The following is a 19,074-nucleotide window of genomic DNA, read 5'->3' on the forward strand; positions in this document are numbered from 1 at the left end:
CTTTAGAAATTTAATTCAAAATAATCGACGTCTGTATTATAGTAAAAGGCTTGATTTAGGAATTTGAACCCACTTTTAAGTAAAACTTTTTTTGAGGCTTCGTTTTCTAAATCAGTCACAGCAACTAATTGTTGAATACCAAGTTTTTCGCGAGCGTAACTAACGACTGCTTTAGTAATTTCCGTTGCAAGTCCCATTCCCCAATAGGGTTTGTCAAAGCGGTAACCCACTTCGATTTTTGAAGTTTCGTCTAGAAATTTAAGTCCTGCCCAGCCAATGAATTCATCACTTTCTTTAAGGTAAACTGGCATCAGGCCAAATCCGTTCTTTTTATACTCAACACGTCTCTTTGTTATCCATTCTTCAGATTCTTGAGCAGACCGCGGTTTCCCTTTTGTAATGTATCGCATGATTTCTGGATCGGAGTCCAACTTCCTTATTTGATGAAATTCAAGCGTATCAGGCGTACTTAGATAAGTTCTTTCAGTTGTAATTATTGAGTTATGAATCATAATGAGATATAATTATCTTAGTCGGAAAAATAGACCAAAATGAGAAACGTTTTTATGCTTTCGTTGTTACTTTTTCTTAGTGTGTCCTGTACAGCGCAGCGTGTGGATCAATTGACTCCTGAGCAGTTTAAAGCTCAAATAAACAATGAAACCAGCCCTTTCAAAATACTTGATTTAAGAACAGATGATGAAGTGGCTCAAGGCAAAATCCCAGGCGCTGAACCGCTCGATTTTTATGGAGAGAAATTTGAAGAGAAATTAGGAGAACTTAATAAGGAGACGACCTATTATATCTACTGTAGATCTGGTGGAAGGAGCGGGAAAACACTTGCTAAAATGAAAGCACTCAATTTCGAGCGAATATATGAAATGGATGGGGGTATGAATGCCTGGAAAGCAGCTGGGTTAGAAATAGAATAAGTGCCTATTTATTCATAAATCAGATATTGCTGTCTTTTTTCTTTAAAATGATTCAAGTCATCCTGCCAGGAAGTTCTAATCTCCTCTTCTGACCATCCTTCCTCTATTTGTTTTCTAAGTTTTTTGGTGCCTGATAGGTTTGTAAAAAAGGCATTGAAATAATTCGCTTTGTTTTTTGATAATTGATAGTATTTGATCAAATAGGAAAGATCTATTCGATTGGGTGGATTCACTGTTCTGAGGTCATCACCATAGCAAGTTTTGTTTTTGTGTGGAGGGTACTTAGATACGCCTTCAATTCGCCTAGGGGTGAATTGAAATTCGCCGAAGACTGAATCAGGATATCCGACCGCCTGAAAAGGAAAATCAGTGCCTCTGCCCATACTAATGTCAGTGCCTTCAAAGAGGCACAGAGATGGATAGAGTGCAATGGATTGGCGGTTAGGGAGGTTTGGAGAAGGGGAAATGGGTAGCTCGTAAGTGCTGGTATGTGTCCAATTCTTTAATTCTACTATGGTCAAATCAAGAGCTTCTGATTCATTGATCCAACTTTCTCCTTTGACCATTTGGGCCAATTCGCCAGTAGTCATGCCGTAGACGATTGGGATAGGGTGAACCCCAACAAAGGAAGCATGAGCCTTTTCAAGTACAGGACCGTCTATATAATGTGCATTGGGATTGGGACGATCTAACAGCATAAAAGTAATGCCATTTTTAGCACAGGCCTCCATCATGTGATGCATGGAACTGATATAAGTGTAGAATCTGGCACCTACATCCTGAATATCATAAATCACCACATCTATTCCGTTGAGCTGCTCTGATGATGGTTTTTTGTTTTTACCATATAAAGACACCAAGGGCAATCCAGTCTTTTGATCACGATCATCGTGCACCTGCTCACCATTTGCCAAGTTGCCCCTAAAGCCGTGCTCTGGAGCAAATATCTTGACTACATCAACGCCACTTGAGAGCAGGGTGTCCAATAAATGTACACCACCAATTAGGGATGTGTGGTTAACAAGTAGTGCCACAGATTTACCCTCTAGTTTTGGTATGTATAGATTTACTTGTTCGGCTCCTGTTAATATGACTGGGTCTTCAGCTTTGTCCGCCTGGCAACTGAACACCACAAAGCAAATCAAAACCGATAAAACGAGATTAAAGTATTTGACTAGGATCAAAAGAATTGTTCTGATTTAATTATTTTACACCCCATTTTGGAGTCCACAACGAATGTAATTGTAAAATTTGAATTTTCCTTATTTCATATCTAAACGTATTACGACCGAAGCCAATTCGTCCTTTTCATCTATCATTTCTAAATTGGCTATTATTAGCATCAGTGTAGGGTTGGCAGCTATGATTTTGGCTTTTTTTATTTTGGGTGGCTTTCAGCAGACCATCAAGGAAAAGATATACAATTTCAAAGGACATCTGGAAATCACAAAGTATAACATGGGTAACGCCCTGGATGAAAAATCCATCAGTTTTGATTCAGATTTTTATAAGCAAAAAAATCAATTTGATTTTATTGATCATGTGCAAGCATTTGCTTTCAAGCCAGGACTAATCAAAACAAAAGAAGAGGTAGAAGGTGTGGTATTCAAAGGGGTGGACAAGCAATTTGATTCAATCCGTTTTGATGTAAATATGGTAGAAGGCCATTTTATTCAATATCCTGAAGAGGGTTATTCTAATGAAGTGGTGCTTAGTAAGCACATCACGAATAAACTAAGAATGCAGTTAGGTGATCAGTTTATGATCCATTTTGTACAAAACCCACCTCGATTTAGGCTTTTGAAATTAGTAGGTATCTACGAGACAGGATTAGAAGAATTTGACAAAAGTGTGATTATTGGTGATTTAGGAATGATCCAGAGACTCAATGAATGGAATGAAGATCAGGTGGGTGGGTTTGAGGTTTTTGTCAAGGATAAATCTCAGATAGATGAGGCTGAGAATGTGTTGTTCCATGCCATAGATGCAGATTTGTATGTCGACAAGGTAAGTGATAAGTACAATCAGATTTTTGACTGGTTGGGACTGTTGAATCAAAACGTCACTGTTTTTCTAGGTTTGATTTTGATAGTTGCTTGCTTCAATATGATCTCCATTTTACTGATACTCATTTTGGAACGCACCTATATGATTGGCGTGTTACAGGCCCTGGGCGCGAGCAAAGGACAAGTCAAACGAATCTTTCTTTTCAAAGGCATGTTATTGGTTTCAAAGGGATTGATTTATGGGAATTTGATAGCATTAGTTATCGCCTTTTTGCAAGACCAATTTCAAATCGTACCTCTTGATGCTGCTAATTACTACATGTACTACGTGCCCATTTCCTGGGACTATGAATCCCTGATAGGGCTCAATCTTTTAACTTTTTTAGTGGTGTCTCTGGCGCTTGGCATACCCATGACTGTAGTGTCCCGAATCAAACCTATAGCGGCCATTCGCTTCAATTAACCTTATCATTACTATCGATTTCAAGATCGAATCTTCCTATCATTTGCGTTGTAGGTAAGTGCATATTTCCCGTTTCTTGCCATATATAAAACCTAAGTCAAATGGCAATAAAAGAAATGCGCATACTATCCTTGATTGGTAGCTCACATCAGAATGGAAATACAAGTCTAGTAACCAAACGGTTTGCCGAAATTTCAGGTAGTCACGTAGTAGATCTTGGTCAGAAGGATATTTCATATTATGATTATGGGCATAAAAACTTTGAGGACGACTTTCTGCCTTTGATCAAAGATTTTCTACAAAACTATGACACCCTTGTGCTGGTGACACCCATCTACTGGTATACCATGAGCGCTGAAGTGAAGACTTTTTTGGATAGAATTTCTGATTTGCTAACTATCGAAAAGGATTTGGGTAGGCAATTAAGGGGCAAGTCTATGGCTTTGATTAGTCAGACTGAAGGGGATTTTTATCACGAGTGGTTTGCTGAACCCATTCGATTGACTGCAAAGTATTTAGGGATGGAATTCAAGGGACATGTTCATGTCTCGATCGAGAAGAAGGGGATAAGCAAAAGTTATAAAAAGAAATTGGAAGCGTTCGCTAAACTATTAGCTCTATAGGACTTGTCAGTTTGAAGTAAGAGGTTTAGAAGATGTTTTTTCCTTGATATAGGTGGAGCTTAGCATCTACTGACGGGTTTATGGAAGGTAGATGACCGGACAACTACAAAACTGATGCGTAATTTTTATAAGAATGGGTTGGTTGGAGAGGAAATCAAAACTGTCTTCAATCAGGTTCAAAAAGCTGTTAAACAATAATATGAAGACTCTTATTATTGGGCTATATTCCTAATGGTCAGTAATGAATGAAATCTTATAATATAATGGCAAAAAAACCATGCTGTAATTTCATGGAGTCAATTAATCCTGACAATTTTGACTATGGATTATCAGAAAATACTTCAAGAAATAGAGGTAGAAATTAATGCTTTGCCTGACGATGGTACAGTGGCCAACTACATTCCTGAATTGGCTAAGGTTAGCCCTGATCGTTTTGGTATGCATCTTACAACTGTAAGGAACGAACATTATGCTGTAGGAGATAGTGAGGTGAAGTTTTCCATTCAAAGTATCTCTAAAGTTTTTAGTTTGGCTATGGCCTTTTCTCTGTTGGGCGAAAAGCTTTGGAAACGTGTAGGTGTGGAGCCATCAGGAAATCCATTCAACTCCATTGTTCAACTGGAATACGAAAATGGTATTCCAAGAAACCCTTTTGTGAATGCTGGAGCCCTCGTAGTGGTTGATGTTCTGCTTTCTGAACTGAAAGATCCAGAAGCAGACCTATTTGCATTTGTTCGATCTTCGACGGGATCAAATGATGTATCATACAATTCAGTAGTCGCGCAGTCTGAAAAGGAAACTGGCCATCTCAACACTGCTTTTGTTCATATGATGAAGGCAAAGGGTAATATCGTAAATGAAGCAGATGAAATTTTGGATTTCTATTATAAGCAGTGTTCTATAGAAATGACTTGTAGAGAGTTGGCAGAGGCTTTTCTGCACTTTGGAGATAATGGTCTAGCTTATAATCATGCTGGCTTTAGCTTAACTACCAGTCAGGTCAAACGTTTGAATGCTTTAATGCTTTCTTGCGGGTTTTACGACGAATCAGGTCAGTTTGCGTTCAAGGTAGGGCTGGCAGGAAAGAGTGGAGTAGGGGGCGGGATAGCTGCTGTCTATCCAGAAGAATTTGCAGTGGCAGTTTGGAGCCCTAAATTAAATGAGAAGGGCAATTCGGTTCGTGGTTTTCATAGCCTCGAATTATTGACGACCAAAACTGAGTCGTCAATATTCTGACTATCTCTCTCTATAGCTAATAAAAAAGACCTTGCGGTCTTCAATTTCTTATGCTCAAACTAGGATCAAGTACAACGCTAGTGGAATCGCTTTCATCAAGAGTGTACCTACAATAATTGATCTTCTGACTAAGTTCATGACTGTTCTTATTTAAGTATCTGTTACAAATATGGGATATTAGTTGCATAATAGTAATTCGTATATTTACCTAAATAATTTATTAGGTAAAATTCCTAATTTGTATTATACTAAGAAATGGTTGTGATAAATGATATTAAATTGTATAATACTAATATAAATTTTCAGAATCAGTCCGTAATGTGTTGTAGAATTTAGTGGTTTAAATTGTACTATAACAAGTTTGGGTATAATGTCAATAAGCAATTGCACTATATTTATAATTGCTAATTTTATTAAATACTTAATATGCAAAAACGCCAAGAATTATTTTATAGACTTATTTCAATCCTAGTTTTTTAGCAATGTCTTTTGGGATAGCATCCTTATGTACTGTGATGCTTATAGTTTTCAATCTCATATAGGATTCACTCATATTGATGAATCCATCATTGCCAATTCTATCTGAATTATTGCCCCAGCTGTTTTTTACTTTGTAATATTTGTTGCCCTTCTGATCATTAACCAATCCCATAATGTGCATCAGGTGATCATCAGTGGTAGTGAAATTTTCAAACTCATCCTGACGAAATTGTTGGCTTACAGCTAGTTCAGGATATAGCCCCTCCAAAGCTACTTTGTTGTTTTGAGCATCTTCTGGGATTATCGCCAATCCATGTTTAGCTGAAAAAGTAGGTTCGCTCACATCACAGTCGAACTCCACAGAGTAGCCATTCTCCAAAGAGTTGTCTAGCGTTCTGATAAACTCATCAAGTGGGAGGTTGTAAAAACTGCCATTGCTAAAGTTGTCAGGGATATTCAGGATAAATGATGAATAAAAATCAGCGTGATTAAATGAAGTGATTGAGACGTAATCATCTGGGTTGATTTGTGTCATTTTCAAAAAGGACTGGGGTGTGTAGGTCTTTCCTTCGTAAGCAAATGTTTCTGGCGCTTTACCTAGATATACATCCAAAACAGCACTTACAGCTGGCCTCCATTTCTTACTCAATTTTTCACCTGGATTGTCTGCGTAGGTTTTGACCATAGACTCCAATACAGCTACCATTTCTGCGTGATTGTGATAATTGCTTCCTTCGTCCAATCCATTATAGGCTTCGTTAGGTACTAATCCATTGGCCTTGATGGAATTGAGTACATCATGTGCCAAACCACCTTCGCTAAAGTTGGCTAACCCCTGACGCATGACGTAATTTTCTGCTTTGTCCATATAGGTCTGGCGCACCGTGTACATTTCTGAGAGGTTAATCATTTTACCTGTAAGACGAATGATCTCAGATTCAATAAATGACGAAGCCGAAAAACTCCAGCATGTACCTGTTCTGCCTTGGCTGATGATAGGAGTGGCTTCTAAGTCAATGACGGTAGTAAATTGATAAGAGTCCTGTGCATGTAAGGACAGGGTTGTCAATAATGCGACCAGAGTAGCTAATTTTCTCATGTTGGAGTGAATTTATGAATTGCTGATTATTTCAAATTCGAAGATATAAAATTTAAGAAAGATCAAATCTGAAATTGACGCGAGTTTGATAAGCGGCAAATATTAGCTAAGCTTCAGTAAATATTCGTCTATAAATTCCTGTTTTCTTTTGAGACGATATTGCATGACCCAACGAGGGTGAGGTACAGGGATAATTTCTTCGAAGAAATCATATTTGTCATTTAATTGCTTCAGGAATTTCAGGTTTTGGCCTTGTCCAATACTATAAGCAATTGAAGTATCAATGTTAAACGTTAATTGTTCTTTGATCCAATTGATCATATCCTTCTCAAAGATCTTTTTCCAATCTTTTAGATCGTAATAGTTCAGATTCTTCCCATCCATGACAAATCCCAAAGGCGACATTCCAGTAATGTAGAATTTACTATAAAAAGCCTTTGGCCCTCCATAGTTTTCTATCATTTCATATATAAACCTAGAACTCAGTTCTGCTCTTTTGTTGAAAGTGTTCTTGATCTCACAAACTTCTTCTAGAAGCAAAGGGTCTGTAAAAGGAACGCCTGTGATACCACCACCAAACCTTCCAGGGTTGATGCCAAAAAGCATTCTTCGCGAGTTGTTGTCTGCGTAATACTTCTGGTAGAATTGTGCAGTAGCCTCCCAGCCAGCATCAGACTGATAGGGATTAAGTGTTTCTACTTTTTTAGGAAGTTTGCTAGGAGGTGTTAGTGATTGATAAAACTCTAGAATACGATCTGATACCAGCATTTAATGCCAATTTTAAACTTTTTGCTCTAGTTAATTTCTGCGATTCAACTCATCACGCAGTTGAGCTGCCTTCTCATAATCTTCTTCTGCCAATGCTTTGTCCAATAGACGATTGAGTTCTTCAACCGAGTGCTTTTTTATGCCTTTGCTCTTTTTAGACTCTTCTTTTGATTCTTCTTCAGGCGATGAAAGCGTATCCAGTTCCTCTTCAAACTCATCTGTAACCACAATCCCAGCTTCTTCCATCACGGCGGGGTTGGTGTAGATTTCAGCATCGAATCGAATACCAATAGCTATGGCATCTGAAGGACGTGCATCAATCTCCACTTTTTTGCCATTGCTGTCCACACATACGATTTTGGCAAAGAAAACACCTTCCTTGAGGTCGGAAATAATGATTTCTTTGATGTCAATCTCGAAATGGCCAGCAAATGATTTGAACAAATCATGAGTCATAGGCCGGTTAGGCGTAATCTTCTCAATCTCTATGGCAATGGCTTGCGCCTCGAACATGCCAATGATAATAGGTAGCCTTCGACCACCTTCCGATTCGCCTAACACAAGCGCAAATGAGCCCGACTGTGCATGACTGGAGGATAATCCTATAATGTCTAGTTTTATTTTCTCCAACTGTCTATTAATTGTTTAGTGCCTTGATAGCTTCTGTTAATTTTGGAACTACTTCAAATGCGTCGCCTACGATCCCGTAATCTGCCGCTTTGAAAAAAGGTGCTTCCGGATCTTTGTTGATGACGACGATAAATTTGGAAGAGTTGACCCCAGCCAAATGCTGAATGGCACCAGAGATACCTACAGCAATATAAAGCGTAGGGGCTACTTTAATTCCAGTTTGTCCTACGTGTTCATGATGGGGTCTCCAATCCATGTCAGATACTGGCTTACTACATCCTGTTGCGGCTCCAAGTGCCTTGGCCAAATCCTCAATCATTCCCCAGTTTTCAGGTCCTTTCAAGCCTCTTCCTCCAGATACTACCAAATCAGCTTCTGGAAGTAAAATCTCACCAGTCGCTTTCTCCTGAGAAGTAACCGTTACTTTGAAATCCGCATCGTCTGCGCTTACGCTAAATGCTTCTACAGCTGCGTCACCTCCATCTTCTTTGATGATTGCTGCATTCTTTTTGATACCTATGATTCTTTTGCCTTCTGTCAGATCAACATTGGCGAAAGCCTTACCTGTGTAGATACTTCTCTTTACAGTGAATCCGTTCGAAGTGTCAGGCAACTCAGTCACGTTAGTGGCTAAGGAAGCGCCTATCTTGATTGCCAATCTTGCAGAAACAGGGTCGCCTAAAGATGATTTGGCTAATACCACAGTTTCAGCACCTGTGCTTTCTACAGCTGCAGCCAAGGCTGAAGCGTACGCTTGAATATTTCCTTGTTTGTATTTCTCGTCTGCTATATGCAGTACTTTGGTTGCGCCAGCTTTTCCAGCAGATGCTAGCGCTTCATTGCTGGCTTCGCCAAAGGCAATGGCAGTGACATCACCTCCTATGCCAGCTGCATAGCTTACTGCTTCCAATGACGATTTTTTGATCTCGCCTTCTGATATTTCTATGAATACTAATATGGATATTTCTATAATTTTTTGGGCTTGATAATTAGAGTACTTTGGCTTCGTTTTTCAACAAATCAACCAATTCAGATACGTTGTCCGCATCAATCATTTTTACTGCTCCTTTAGCAGGAGGCATTTCGTAAGTACTCAGTTGAGTTCTCACCGTGTCATCTGCAGGTTCTACTACATTCAAAGGTTTGGTTCTTGCTGTCATGATGCCTCTCATGTTTGGAATTTTCCATTCAGCAATTGGCTCCTGACAACCCAATACCAATGGTAAGTCAGCCTCTAAGTACTCTTTGCCGCCTTCAATCTCTCTGGTCATTTTGGCTTTGTTGCCCTCAATATCCAAAGTCATCACTGGTGAAAGGGAAGGCATGCCTAGCAATTCGCCCACCATACTGTGTACTACGCCGCTATTAAAGTCAATAGATTCTCTACCCATCAAGATCAGGTCATATCCGCCTTCTTTGGCTGCATTAGCTATTTGATTGGCCACAAAAAACGAATCCTTAGGGAATGCATTCACTCGTATGGCGTCATCTGCGCCAATGGCTAGTGCTTTTCTCAAAGTGGGTTCAGTTTCGGCTTCTCCTACGTTCAATACAGTGATACTTCCACCAGATTGCTCCTTCAGCTCTACGGCTCTAGCCAAAGCATAATCATCATAGGGGCCAATGATATATTGAACACCCGTCTGATCAAACTTGGTATTGCCGTCAGTAAAGGCAATTTTGGAAGTCGTGTCTGGAACATGCGTAATACAAACAAGAATCTTCATGTGCTTATTTATTAATTAATGTTGCTATTTAATCTATTAAATTTTGAACCCAATTGCGAATTATTAGCTGACTAAAATCCAAGGCTCAACGAGCCACGAATATAGCAAAAACAGGTTCAAGATCACGGTAGACCCGAAATATTAATTGAGGAATTGAAAAGGAGGGGAGAATTTACAGAAGGTTAATGTCGAATTGATAAAAACAAAACGTCATTCCCCTATTTATTCGGGGAAACTGTATGGGATACAGTCTGTACCTTTCGAACAGAGGCCCTGGAAGCCGCCGGGGCATGACGTTCAATAATATTACTTTATCGTCTTTTTCACCACACCACATTTCAGCATCTTATCGCCAAAGTACGGGTTTTTGATTTCCTTGGTGGTGCTAAACCAGGAAGCGCCTTCATTGTCAAGAGCCATTGGACAGAAGCATTTGTTGATTTCACCTGATTCTATAGCTCCTTCAAATACACTTTCCATGGAGTTGTTTAATTCTGAGAACACGGCACGGGCAGTTTCGATTTCTCCAGCATTCATGATGCCATCCGCCATGCTGGCTTGCTGCCAGGTGCTTTCGTCTGCTTTTAGAGCTTCACTTAAGTCTTTGGCAAACGTTTTGGCTGTTTCGTAGTCTGTGGCTACCAAAGCATCTCTTAGTTTCTCATAGGCACTGTAGATGGTTTGGATGCCTTTGCTTTTGAACTTGACACCTTCCATAGAGTCAGCTGTTTCGACAATGGCTTCTTCAGTTGGTTCTGAAGTGGCCTCTGGCGCAGACTTAGGATTGCTGTTGCAGGCAGATATAAATAGACCTGCTATGATTAGATAAGAATATTTCATTTGTGCTGATTTAGTTATGGTCTTAATGTGAAGCTAAAATTAGATCATATCCATTCAATTTTATAATCAGAAATAAATAATTTGCGAGTTGCAAGAAAGGACGACAATAACGCGTCCCAGTCAGAGTTACTCAAAGGGAACTCTGAGGACTACTTATGAGATTTCATGTTTGGATTATTCAAAAAGAAGAAAAAAGAAAAGCAAGCCCCACAGCTATTGGATATCAATGGTGAACTCCTGACAGAAGGAGACAAGGTGGAAGCGCTCAGGTATGATCTAGGAGAGTGTAGACTTACCCTAGAAGGTTTGCACTATTATTATGAATCAGCTTCTGGCAAAAAAGTCAGCTACGCCAAGATGATTGATGCCAGCACGGAGCAGCAGAAGGTGAGGAAGGTTTGATAAATAGCATGTTTCAATAAGTTTAATGTTTCAGTTTTTTTTATCAGGTGAGTAAATAATTATTGACAAAAGCCTTGTTAAAAAGTAAATAATAATTTACCTTTGAGCTGGCTTTGTAATTTTCTGAATCTATAAAATAAATCATAAGCCTATGTCTAACATTTAAAGGACTAAGTGTTAGGTTTAATTTAGATAATTCAAGAAAGACTCGAACCTTTTTTGAACTATCGCTGGGAATAAATATTAGGATTGGAACTTTTCCAGAACATTTACTGTGATTCTACTCTGAGCACTTTTTGCTTAATATTTTAATTGACACAATTTAATGTTCCATTCCTTTGGTTGATTAAAATTTAATAAAATGGCAAAATGTAGCGAAATCCTTAGGGTGTTAGAAAAGGCAGGATGGTATGTTAAATCTCAAAAAGGTTCTCATAAAAAAATGATTCACAAAGACTTTGGTTATTCAATTATTTTTCCAGATCATGGGTCAAAAGAAATGGCGACAGGAACAATGAATAATATACTAAAGGCTGCAGGATTGAAGAAGTAAAAGATGAAAAAGAAGTTTACTGCTAATGTTGAGAAAACCGACACTGGATTTTCTGCTTATGTTGATGGATTGAATGTGTTTTCAACTGGGTCAACTATGACTGAATTGGCTATGAATTTAGTCGAAGCCTTAGAGTTGAATTTTGATGACTCTAAGGATGTAATTAATGAAAACGATATTGATCTCGTTATTGACCTTCAGCAATTTTTTAAATATTATCGTGTTTTGAATGCAAAATATTTAGCAGATAGAATCGGTATGAATCCTACATTGCTTTCACAATATGTTCAAGGAAAAAAGAAAGTCTCTAGGAAACAAACAGATAAAATATTGACTGGAGTTCAGGAGATTGGTAAAGAATTGGCTGAATTAAATTTCACTTCATAGTTTACCTCTACTAGCGCGGAAGTTACTTCCGTGTGTTTGCAGTTCCATAGCCTATCACGAAACTAAGTTTCGCGCCAGCTATTTTACTATTACTTCTCCAAAATCACCTGATCTTCAAACAAGGCATTCACTACTACGAGGGCGTAATTGTCGATTTCCATGGCTTCTTTGATTTTGAGTTCGAGGTCGTATTTGAAGTGAGAGATCCAGACCAGGCCACTGCCGTCATATTCATTGTAGTCTTGCAGATAATAAAAGTTGGCTTCCAGTACAGAGTACTTGTGATGACTGTGATCAATGTCAGTTTGCAGATGATCATATCGGGCTTCAAAGTATTGCCCAAACTTGTACAAACCTTCAGCGTGGTCGGCCAGTTCTTTATCAGAAATGTCTTCGTCATCTTTAGAGATATTTTCTATCGTAGAGGCTGTCAGTACACCATCAAACCCTTGAGCAAACAATTCTTGTTTGATGTCTGATCTATTGACTTGGTCAGCATCAGGCTCGTGCTCGTATAGGGTGTAACCAGCTACAGCAGGAACTCCTTTGCTCTTGAGGTATTTCACAGCATCGTTTTCAAATTCCTTTTTTTCTTTGAAATTTTTGGTCAGCCCAAATACAGCTACTTTTTTATAAGTCCGAGGTTCGTAGGTGGTGTTTTCCCAGGCTGCATCCAGCATCAAAGGATGGGTGGCAGCACAGGCTGAAAGTATGAATAGTAGAAGAATAAAAAAAGAAGGTTGACGCATAGGTAAAATGGTTTTTTGTATAGCTAAACTAATCAAATTCAGGTAAGAGAATGCCTTTGTCATTTAATGATCAATGACTTGTTTGAAATGGCTGTATCCTAATCCATACAGGATGGCAAAACCAAAACTTAACAAAGTGCCAATCAGGATATATTCTGTCAGCTTTCTGTCTTTGGCTTTTGATAAATCACCAAATCTGAAAACGGATTTTGCTGCGAGTAGAAACCCAATGGCTTGCCATTGATCAAGGACGATAAATCCAAAAACAAAAAGACGCTCTAGCATGCCAATGTATTTGCCAGCGTGCTCCAGTGAAGCACTGTTGATGTCTTCTTCCAGTTCCCACTTGGTGATGATCACTTTCATGAAAATAGAAGAGACAACAGTTGTGGTGAGTAGAGCTATGACAAACAATAGTATTTGATTGTCCATCAGATTTGAAAAGGCAAGGGTGTAGGGTTCATATAAGTACACTACCCATGCGATCACAAGGAGATGAGCCAATTGATCTGCAAAAAAGAGGAGCCGTTTGTTTAATCTATGTTGTAGATTGATTTTGACCAGATCAATAATAAAGTGAGAGACCATAATAACAAGCACACCCTTCCAATAACTCAGGTCAAATTGTAAAAGCAGGAGAGTAGCTAGTGCATGAATAAGCAGATGAGCCCACAGATACTTTGATTTATGTTTCTTCTCTTCTTTGTCTTTGATCCAGTGGTCGGGTTGGATCAGAAAGTCTCCAATGAGGTGTGCCAAAAGAAGTTGTAGTGTCAGAGTAATCATAGGTTGGCTATTAATTCACGGTATCTTTTTTCGAGTCGCATGATGTCGTCAAACCCCGCGCGGTTGAGGCTTTGACTGATCGTGCCCTGGCTTTTGCCGAGATGGTTGGCTAACTGTTGCTGCTTCCAGTCTATGTGTTCCAGGGAAGCCTGAATGTACTGAGAAGCATTTACTGGCCAGTTGTTCATCGTGAGCAGTGCGAGATCCAGTGCCAGTTCCATTTGCTCATTGATGCTGGCCCAGGGAGTAACAAGCGCTATGGTTCTTTTATTGTTCAGTTGGTCGAAGGCCTGACCAGAATTGACAAAGGCTTCTCCGTTAGCCTCGGTAATTTTAGATGTGGCCTGATCTTTATTGCCAATACCAATTCCCAATCGAATATCCAATAATGACATTTGTTTGATGGTCGCTTTGAGATGGATGACAGCTTTTAGAGCGTGTGCTGGTTCTACCTCCAGCTGAAAACTGTCTCCGCGATAGATCTCCCAAACTTTGGGGGTGGTGCCGTATGTCTTGAGCGTACCTTTGAGTATGGGAAGCCAAATCTTGCTGTCTACTTGTCTTGAATTGATAATATCGCCTGTGATGATGCTTGTCATGATTGTGTAAATATCGGCTTTATTGCCAATAATTGCAAATATTGGCTTTATTACCAATAATCATTCATATTGATATCATTGCCAATATGAATATCACTTCGTTTCAATTTTTGTTTGCCTTTTATACACAGCCATGGCGAGCCTGAGTTGATCGTATGGAATTTGCTCCTCGAAAAACTCAAACAGTGGCTTGAGTTGCTCGGTTTGTCCTATTTGTCTGATGCCTGTGATGATCTTTTTCAAACTCTCATCAGTAATGAATTGAGACAGATCAACATCTCGCCCTTGCTCATAGAGTGTGGCCAAATGTGAAAAAATGGTGACCTTATTGAGATTACGCTTGGTAGCAATTTCTTCAGGGGTTAGCCCCTCCTTCAGCAGCTCGTAGGTCACTAGATGAGTAGCACCTTTTATTTTCTCTCCTTCCATTGTTTTTTCTTTGATGAAAGTCACAATTTCATGAATGAATTCACGGCCATACTGATCAGCTTTGCGCTGACCAATTCCAGAAATGTTAAGCAGCTCATCATCTGTGGTAGGTCTGTGCATGGACAACTCTTGAAGTGTAGAGTCACTAAATACGACGTATGCGGGTACACCTTGCGATTCAGCTATTTGCTTTCTTAATACTCTTAGACGTTCGAATAGTGCATTGGTCTGCTGCACTTTTTTGGTGGGTTGTGGAGGAGTCAGTCTTTGTTTTCTTTCTTCCTGCGATTCGGGTTTGCTGATTTTGACTTCTATTTCGCTATAAAGCGCCTTTTTACCTAGTTCTGTGATCCTTAATGCATTATGCTGATCAAAGGCTATTTCTAGTAAACCTAGGTTAAGAAACTGTCCGATATAATGTTGCCAATCCACATAGCTATGATCTTTGCCTACGCCATAGGTTTTAATATTTTGATAGCCTAACTGGAACAGGTCGTTTCTCCCAGATCCACGAAGTACATCTATGAGCATCCGTGTACCAATTTTTTGTTGTGTGCGTGCTACTGCTGATAGTGCCATTTGGGCCAGTTTGAGGCCATCCATAAATGCTGGTGGATTGCGACAGATGTCACAGTTGCCACAATCCTTTTCTAGTTGCTCACCAAAATAACTGAGTAGAAGTTTGCGGCGGCAAGAAGTAGCTTCAGCAAATTGTTGCATGCGCTGAAGTTTTGCTTCCAACAGCTCTTTTTGTTCTCCTGTCTCAATGAACTGTTTGAGTTGCATCACATCACTATAACTATAGAAAAGCAAAGTTTTGGAGGCTAGGCCATCGCGCCCAGCACGGCCGATCTCCTGATAGTAGCTTTCCAGATTTTTAGGCAGATTATGATGAATCACCCAGCGGACATTGGATTTGTCTATACCCATGCCAAAGGCGATCGTGGCGCAAACGATTTTTAAATCATCTCTGATGAACCTTTCTTGTACCTTGTCCTTAACCTGAGGATCCATGCCCGCATGATAAAAATCAGCGTCTATTCCCTGTTTTTGTAATTTTATGGCTAGAGTTTCTGTGCTTTTTCTGGATAAGCAATAGATGATACCTGATTCCTCAGGTTGATTTTTGACCCAATCAATAATGGCTTCCACTCTTTTTTGGGCTGGCCTTACTGCCAAGCTGAGATTGGGACGGTCGAATGAGGAAAGAAAGGTTTTGGCTTGAGTTATATTCAGTTGACTCAAAATGTCATTTCTCGTGGCCTTGTCTGCAGTAGCAGTCAGCGCCATAATAGGCGTAGAGGGAAATTGCTCTTTGAGAAATTTCAGCTTGGTATATTCTGGTCTGAAGTCATGTCCCCACTGAGAGATGCAGTGAGCTTCATCCACTGCAATCAAGTTCAGGGTGCTAGCTTTCATGACATTGAAAAAGTCACGTGTCATAAGTTTCTCAGGAGAGACATAAAGCAGTTTGATCTGTCCTGCCATGAAATCTTCCTCCACTTGTTGCTGCTGTACAGCAGTAATGGAGCTATTCAAAAACGCGGCAGAAACCCCATTTTGTTTTAATGCCTCCACTTGGTCCTTCATCAAAGAGATCAGTGGGGAGATGACCAAACAAGCACCACCTTGGACAAGTGCTGGAATTTGAAAACACAGGGACTTTCCACCTCCCGTGGGCATGATCACCAAGGCATCCTTACCATCCAGAGCAGAAGATATGACCTGCTCTTGCTGAAGTCTGAACTGGTCGTAGCCAAAGGTGTTTTTTAACGTGGAATAGGCTTCTGCAAAGGGGGAGGGGGTGTTGGAGGTTGGGTTTGTCATCATTTTCAAAAAAAATAAAACATAAAAAAAGCAGCAACTTTTTCAAGTGCTGCTTCACTAAGAGCCCCCAGTCGGATTCGAACCAACGACCTACTGATTACAAGTCAGTTGCTCTGGCCAACTGAGCTATGGAGGCAAAATATTTTGCGGCCACTCTTCTTTAGAAGAGATTCCAAATCAGTTGCTCTGGTCGAATCGTCGAACCGCAACTAAGCGATGGAAGGCAATAATTTCTAAAATTTGCTGACCCTTTTGGTCATTTGCGTGTGCAAAAGTAAGGTAGAATTTTTCTTCTGCAAGCTTCTCTATAATTTAATTTTAAAGTTTTTTTTAAGACACTGATTATCAATGTTCCGCATAGGTAATCAGCTTTAACTCCTCCTTAAGCTCCTCCAATTCTGCTTCTGCTTTTTTGATTTTCTCTTCAAAATCTTTTAGCATTTCATTGGCAGTTTTTGAATTGGCAAAGAAGCTCAAATTGTTTTTCCATGTGGATACATCCTTCTCTAGCGTTTGAATTTTTCTTTTGATAGAATGCTCCTTGCGTTGCAACTTATGATCGCCATGAGGGCCAGACTTGATTTTATTGATTCTTACCAAAGATTTTAATTCTGTAAGTTCTTCCTCGTCAAAATCTTTTGCTTGTGCAATGATTTTGTTCAACGCCTCTTGATATCTGTTTTGTATGGCTTTGATCGTTTTCTTAGGTACGAATCCGATGGCATTGAAGGCATCTTGCAATTCATAGACTTGTTCTGGATGTAAATCTTCTGCTCCTGCCAGTGCTTCCAAAGACGAACAGATATCTTCCTTCTTTTTCAGATTGTCGTCGTAGGAAGATTCCATTTCTTTATTGTGACCGCGCTTTTTATTAAAAAATTCGTCACAAGCGGCTTTAAATTTTTTGTAAATCTTCTCACGTTCTTTGCCAGGTACAGGGCCTACTTCTTTCCATTCTCGCTGCAATGCTTTGTAGGTATTGGCCGTTTCTTCCCAGTCTTCATTGGCTTGCAAGGAGATGGCTTTGTCAACTAATTCTTGCTTTTTCTTTAGGTTTTCTTCGCGCTGGGAATCGAGCGTTTTGAAAAAGGCCGATTTGTTGTGGAAGAAGGACTTGAAGTCTCCCCAGAATTTTTTGTTAACGGCCTTCGCCTGATCCTTTGGCATGGCACCAATGGCCTCCCATTCTTTTTGGATGGCTAAGAGTTCTTTGGTTTTGGTATTCCATTCTCCAATGTTGTCAGAGGTGAATTTGGCATATTCCGAGATTTTTTCCGCTACTTTAATCTTCTTTTCATAGTTTTCTCCTAATTCTTCTTTGAGGTGAGAAACGTAGTCCTTGCGCTTCGCATAGACCAAATCGGAGGCAGCTTTAAATCTTTGCCAGGTCTCTTCTTGTACTTCTTTTGGGATAGGGCCAATGTGCTTATATTCTTCATGAAGCTCATTCAATCTTTTGATGGCTTCATTCAGATTTTCTAAGGCATCTAATGCTTCAGCTTGTTTACACAAGTCCAGCTTAGCTTCTAGGTTTTTCTTTCTGTCTAATTCCTTTAGCTCAAAGTAAATACTTCTATGATCGTAATAACGATCCATGAGTGCATTGTAATTGGCCCAAAGGGTTCTGTTGTGCTGATGATGAACAGGGCCAATGGCTTTCCATTCTTCCTGCATTTTTTTCAAAGCATTTATACTGGAAGTATTTTCATCATCATCAACAAAAATTCTAAGTCTTTCTAATAAAGCATTCTTTAGCTCAAGATTTTTCTCCTTTTGCTTTTCCTGCTCCTTGGCATTTTTTGATTTCTTCTCTCTGAGAATTTTATGGTAGGCTTCAAACTTGATAGAAAATTCGTCCAGTTTGTATTGGAAGTCATCCTTAGATCCACCTTCAGCTTCAAATTTTTCTAATGCTTCACTTCTTTCGCCTTGAAAGATAACGTCGTATGCCTTTTTGATATGGCTAATCTTTTTGCCTTTTTTGAACCCATCTTCTTGGTTGGACAAGTCAGCCAGTGCAGTAGTCAACTCTTCCTTACTAAAGGCAGTATAGTCAATTTCTTCTTCTACCTCTTCTTCGTCTTCATCCTTGTTTGCGTCCTTAGGTTCACTGTCACTAGACTTCTCTGCATCAGCCTCCACTGTAGGTGCGGTTTCCTCAGTTATTGATTCCTCTTTTTGAGGAGTGGCTTCTGTAGTATCCTTACTATCAGGGGTGGCCTCTTGAGCTTCTTCCGCAGATGTCTCTACTACAGGAGAAGTCTCTTGCACTTTGGGTAGTTCTTTTTGAGGCGTCTCAGCAATTGGTGCCTGCTCTACTGCTACTTCCTCTGACGGCTCTTCATTTGTTTGTAGCCCCTCAGTCTCAGTAGTTATTTCTTGTGGTACTTCACTTTCAGTAGAATCGGAGGTGGAATTCGTAGTATTGTCATTCTCGTTTGTTAATTCAGGGTTTTCCTGAACAGCCCCCGGATTCTTTGATTTGTCATCAGTTGATCCAGTCATTTCATTCTCGTTAATCATAATTCTTTTTCTCTA

General features: G+C 39.6%; 21 protein-coding genes and 1 tRNA gene. 8 read left to right on the forward strand and 14 right to left on the reverse strand.

Going from position 1 to position 19,074, the window contains the following annotated elements:
* Positions 1-2: 2 nt before the first annotated feature.
* Positions 3-512 carry a GNAT family N-acetyltransferase gene (locus B9A58_RS19555; RefSeq protein WP_084374585.1) on the reverse strand — a complete coding sequence of 170 codons (510 nt, stop codon included), beginning with the start codon at positions 510-512 and terminating at the stop codon, positions 3-5.
* A 39-nt stretch (positions 513-551) separates the two neighbouring features.
* Here B9A58_RS19555 and B9A58_RS19560 point away from each other — a divergent pair, with 39 nt between their 5' ends.
* Positions 552-932, forward strand: coding sequence for a rhodanese-like domain-containing protein (locus B9A58_RS19560; RefSeq protein WP_084374587.1), 381 nt, complete (start codon positions 552-554; stop codon positions 930-932).
* A gap of 8 nt (positions 933-940) precedes the next feature.
* Here the strand turns inward: B9A58_RS19560 and B9A58_RS19565 are convergent, their stop codons facing one another.
* Complete coding sequence (locus tag B9A58_RS19565) at positions 941-2,116, reverse strand: exo-beta-N-acetylmuramidase NamZ family protein (protein WP_139793991.1); 1,176 nt, start codon at positions 2,114-2,116, stop codon at positions 941-943.
* 67 nt (positions 2,117-2,183) lie between these two features.
* Here B9A58_RS19565 and B9A58_RS19570 point away from each other — a divergent pair, with 67 nt between their 5' ends.
* The 4 genes from B9A58_RS19570 to B9A58_RS19580 all read left to right on the forward strand — a co-directional run bounded on the left by B9A58_RS19570 (position 2,184) and on the right by B9A58_RS19580 (position 5,260).
* The gene (locus B9A58_RS19570) at positions 2,184-3,401 is read left to right on the forward strand and encodes an ABC transporter permease (RefSeq protein WP_084374589.1); all 1,218 of its coding nucleotides are present in this window, start codon (positions 2,184-2,186) and stop codon (positions 3,399-3,401) included.
* Between the two features lie 101 nt (positions 3,402-3,502).
* Positions 3,503-4,024, forward strand: a complete 522-nt coding sequence (locus B9A58_RS19575) for a flavodoxin family protein (RefSeq protein ID WP_084374591.1) — start codon at positions 3,503-3,505, stop codon at positions 4,022-4,024.
* 69 nt (positions 4,025-4,093) lie between these two features.
* The gene (locus tag B9A58_RS20835) at positions 4,094-4,222 is read left to right on the forward strand and encodes a CHAT domain-containing protein (RefSeq protein WP_139794003.1); all 129 of its coding nucleotides are present in this window, start codon (positions 4,094-4,096) and stop codon (positions 4,220-4,222) included.
* Between the two features lie 123 nt (positions 4,223-4,345).
* Positions 4,346-5,260, forward strand: a complete 915-nt coding sequence (locus tag B9A58_RS19580) for a glutaminase (RefSeq protein ID WP_084374592.1) — start codon at positions 4,346-4,348, stop codon at positions 5,258-5,260.
* 457 nt (positions 5,261-5,717) lie between these two features.
* Here B9A58_RS19580 and B9A58_RS19585 read toward each other — a convergent pair whose 3' ends face one another.
* From B9A58_RS19585 to B9A58_RS19610, 6 genes are all read right to left on the reverse strand, one after another.
* Positions 5,718-6,839 carry a C1 family peptidase gene (locus tag B9A58_RS19585; protein WP_084374594.1) on the reverse strand — a complete coding sequence of 374 codons (1,122 nt, stop codon included), beginning with the start codon at positions 6,837-6,839 and terminating at the stop codon, positions 5,718-5,720.
* 102 nt (positions 6,840-6,941) lie between these two features.
* Positions 6,942-7,607 (reverse strand): uracil-DNA glycosylase family protein, encoded by a 666-nt coding sequence (locus B9A58_RS19590; RefSeq protein ID WP_084374596.1) that lies wholly within the window; start codon positions 7,605-7,607, stop codon positions 6,942-6,944.
* 30 nt (positions 7,608-7,637) lie between these two features.
* The gene (locus B9A58_RS19595) at positions 7,638-8,237 is read right to left on the reverse strand and encodes a bifunctional nuclease family protein (protein WP_084374597.1); all 600 of its coding nucleotides are present in this window, start codon (positions 8,235-8,237) and stop codon (positions 7,638-7,640) included.
* A 7-nt stretch (positions 8,238-8,244) separates the two neighbouring features.
* The gene (locus tag B9A58_RS19600; RefSeq protein ID WP_084374599.1) at positions 8,245-9,201 is read right to left on the reverse strand and encodes an electron transfer flavoprotein subunit alpha/FixB family protein; all 957 of its coding nucleotides are present in this window, start codon (positions 9,199-9,201) and stop codon (positions 8,245-8,247) included.
* Positions 9,202-9,226: 25 nt separating this feature from the next.
* On the reverse strand, positions 9,227-9,964 hold the full coding sequence (locus B9A58_RS19605; RefSeq protein ID WP_084374600.1) for an electron transfer flavoprotein subunit beta/FixA family protein: 738 nt from the start codon (positions 9,962-9,964) through the stop codon (positions 9,227-9,229).
* Positions 9,965-10,270: 306 nt separating this feature from the next.
* On the reverse strand, positions 10,271-10,804 hold the full coding sequence (locus B9A58_RS19610; RefSeq protein WP_084374602.1) for a DUF3347 domain-containing protein: 534 nt from the start codon (positions 10,802-10,804) through the stop codon (positions 10,271-10,273).
* 165 nt (positions 10,805-10,969) lie between these two features.
* Between B9A58_RS19610 and B9A58_RS19615 the strand changes: the two genes are divergently transcribed.
* The 3 genes from B9A58_RS19615 (at position 10,970) to B9A58_RS19625 (ending at position 12,146) form a co-directional block, all read left to right on the forward strand.
* Positions 10,970-11,206, forward strand: coding sequence for a hypothetical protein (locus tag B9A58_RS19615; protein ID WP_084374603.1), 237 nt, complete (start codon positions 10,970-10,972; stop codon positions 11,204-11,206).
* A 361-nt stretch (positions 11,207-11,567) separates the two neighbouring features.
* Positions 11,568-11,759 carry a type II toxin-antitoxin system HicA family toxin gene (locus tag B9A58_RS19620; RefSeq protein ID WP_084374605.1) on the forward strand — a complete coding sequence of 64 codons (192 nt, stop codon included), beginning with the start codon at positions 11,568-11,570 and terminating at the stop codon, positions 11,757-11,759.
* A 3-nt stretch (positions 11,760-11,762) separates the two neighbouring features.
* Complete coding sequence (locus B9A58_RS19625) at positions 11,763-12,146, forward strand: helix-turn-helix domain-containing protein (protein ID WP_084374606.1); 384 nt, start codon at positions 11,763-11,765, stop codon at positions 12,144-12,146.
* Between the two features lie 89 nt (positions 12,147-12,235).
* On the opposite strand, the gene B9A58_RS19630 is transcribed toward B9A58_RS19625, so the two are convergent.
* The 6 genes from B9A58_RS19630 to B9A58_RS19655 all read right to left on the reverse strand — a co-directional run bounded on the left by B9A58_RS19630 (position 12,236) and on the right by B9A58_RS19655 (position 19,059).
* A complete protein-coding gene (locus B9A58_RS19630) occupies positions 12,236-12,895 on the reverse strand; it encodes a hypothetical protein (protein WP_139793992.1) in 660 nt (219 codons plus the stop codon).
* A gap of 63 nt (positions 12,896-12,958) precedes the next feature.
* On the reverse strand, positions 12,959-13,681 hold the full coding sequence (locus B9A58_RS19635) for a DUF3307 domain-containing protein (RefSeq protein WP_084374610.1): 723 nt from the start codon (positions 13,679-13,681) through the stop codon (positions 12,959-12,961).
* Positions 13,678-14,280 carry a transcriptional regulator gene (locus B9A58_RS19640; protein ID WP_084374815.1) on the reverse strand — a complete coding sequence of 201 codons (603 nt, stop codon included), beginning with the start codon at positions 14,278-14,280 and terminating at the stop codon, positions 13,678-13,680. The genes B9A58_RS19635 and B9A58_RS19640 overlap by 4 nt, the downstream gene beginning before the upstream one ends.
* Before the next feature lie 93 nt (positions 14,281-14,373).
* Complete coding sequence (recQ, locus tag B9A58_RS19645; RefSeq protein WP_084374611.1) at positions 14,374-16,539, reverse strand: DNA helicase RecQ; 2,166 nt, start codon at positions 16,537-16,539, stop codon at positions 14,374-14,376.
* Between the two features lie 59 nt (positions 16,540-16,598).
* Positions 16,599-16,672, reverse strand: a tRNA-Thr gene (locus tag B9A58_RS19650).
* A gap of 209 nt (positions 16,673-16,881) precedes the next feature.
* The gene (locus B9A58_RS19655) at positions 16,882-19,059 is read right to left on the reverse strand and encodes a DUF349 domain-containing protein (protein ID WP_084374613.1); all 2,178 of its coding nucleotides are present in this window, start codon (positions 19,057-19,059) and stop codon (positions 16,882-16,884) included.
* Between the last annotated feature and the right edge of the window lie 15 nt (positions 19,060-19,074).

This window comes from Reichenbachiella faecimaris (genome assembly GCF_900176375.1).
Lineage (GTDB): Bacteria > Bacteroidota > Bacteroidia > Cytophagales > Cyclobacteriaceae > Reichenbachiella > Reichenbachiella faecimaris.

Bases quoted from the DNA above. Each gene is read 5' to 3' on its own strand.
- B9A58_RS19655 (WP_084374613.1), bottom strand. From the start codon at position 19,059: ATGATTAACGAGAATGAAATGACTGGATCAACTGATGACAAATCAAAG.
- B9A58_RS19640 (WP_084374815.1), bottom strand. From the start codon at position 14,280: ATGACAAGCATCATCACAGGCGATATTATCAATTCAAGACAAGTAGAC.
- B9A58_RS19615 (WP_084374603.1), top strand. From the start codon at position 10,970: ATGTTTGGATTATTCAAAAAGAAGAAAAAAGAAAAGCAAGCCCCACAG.
- B9A58_RS19620 (WP_084374605.1), top strand. From the start codon at position 11,568: ATGGCAAAATGTAGCGAAATCCTTAGGGTGTTAGAAAAGGCAGGATGG.
- B9A58_RS19580 (WP_084374592.1), top strand. From the start codon at position 4,346: ATGGATTATCAGAAAATACTTCAAGAAATAGAGGTAGAAATTAATGCT.
- B9A58_RS19635 (WP_084374610.1), bottom strand. From the start codon at position 13,681: ATGATTACTCTGACACTACAACTTCTTTTGGCACACCTCATTGGAGAC.
- B9A58_RS19590 (WP_084374596.1), bottom strand. From the start codon at position 7,607: ATGCTGGTATCAGATCGTATTCTAGAGTTTTATCAATCACTAACACCT.
- B9A58_RS19630 (WP_139793992.1), bottom strand. From the start codon at position 12,895: ATGCGTCAACCTTCTTTTTTTATTCTTCTACTATTCATACTTTCAGCC.
- B9A58_RS19575 (WP_084374591.1), top strand. From the start codon at position 3,503: ATGGCAATAAAAGAAATGCGCATACTATCCTTGATTGGTAGCTCACAT.
- B9A58_RS19625 (WP_084374606.1), top strand. From the start codon at position 11,763: ATGAAAAAGAAGTTTACTGCTAATGTTGAGAAAACCGACACTGGATTT.
- B9A58_RS19610 (WP_084374602.1), bottom strand. From the start codon at position 10,804: ATGAAATATTCTTATCTAATCATAGCAGGTCTATTTATATCTGCCTGC.
- B9A58_RS19560 (WP_084374587.1), top strand. From the start codon at position 552: ATGAGAAACGTTTTTATGCTTTCGTTGTTACTTTTTCTTAGTGTGTCC.
- B9A58_RS19555 (WP_084374585.1), bottom strand. From the start codon at position 512: ATGATTCATAACTCAATAATTACAACTGAAAGAACTTATCTAAGTACG.
- B9A58_RS19585 (WP_084374594.1), bottom strand. From the start codon at position 6,839: ATGAGAAAATTAGCTACTCTGGTCGCATTATTGACAACCCTGTCCTTA.
- B9A58_RS19605 (WP_084374600.1), bottom strand. From the start codon at position 9,964: ATGAAGATTCTTGTTTGTATTACGCATGTTCCAGACACGACTTCCAAA.
- recQ (WP_084374611.1), bottom strand. From the start codon at position 16,539: ATGATGACAAACCCAACCTCCAACACCCCCTCCCCCTTTGCAGAAGCC.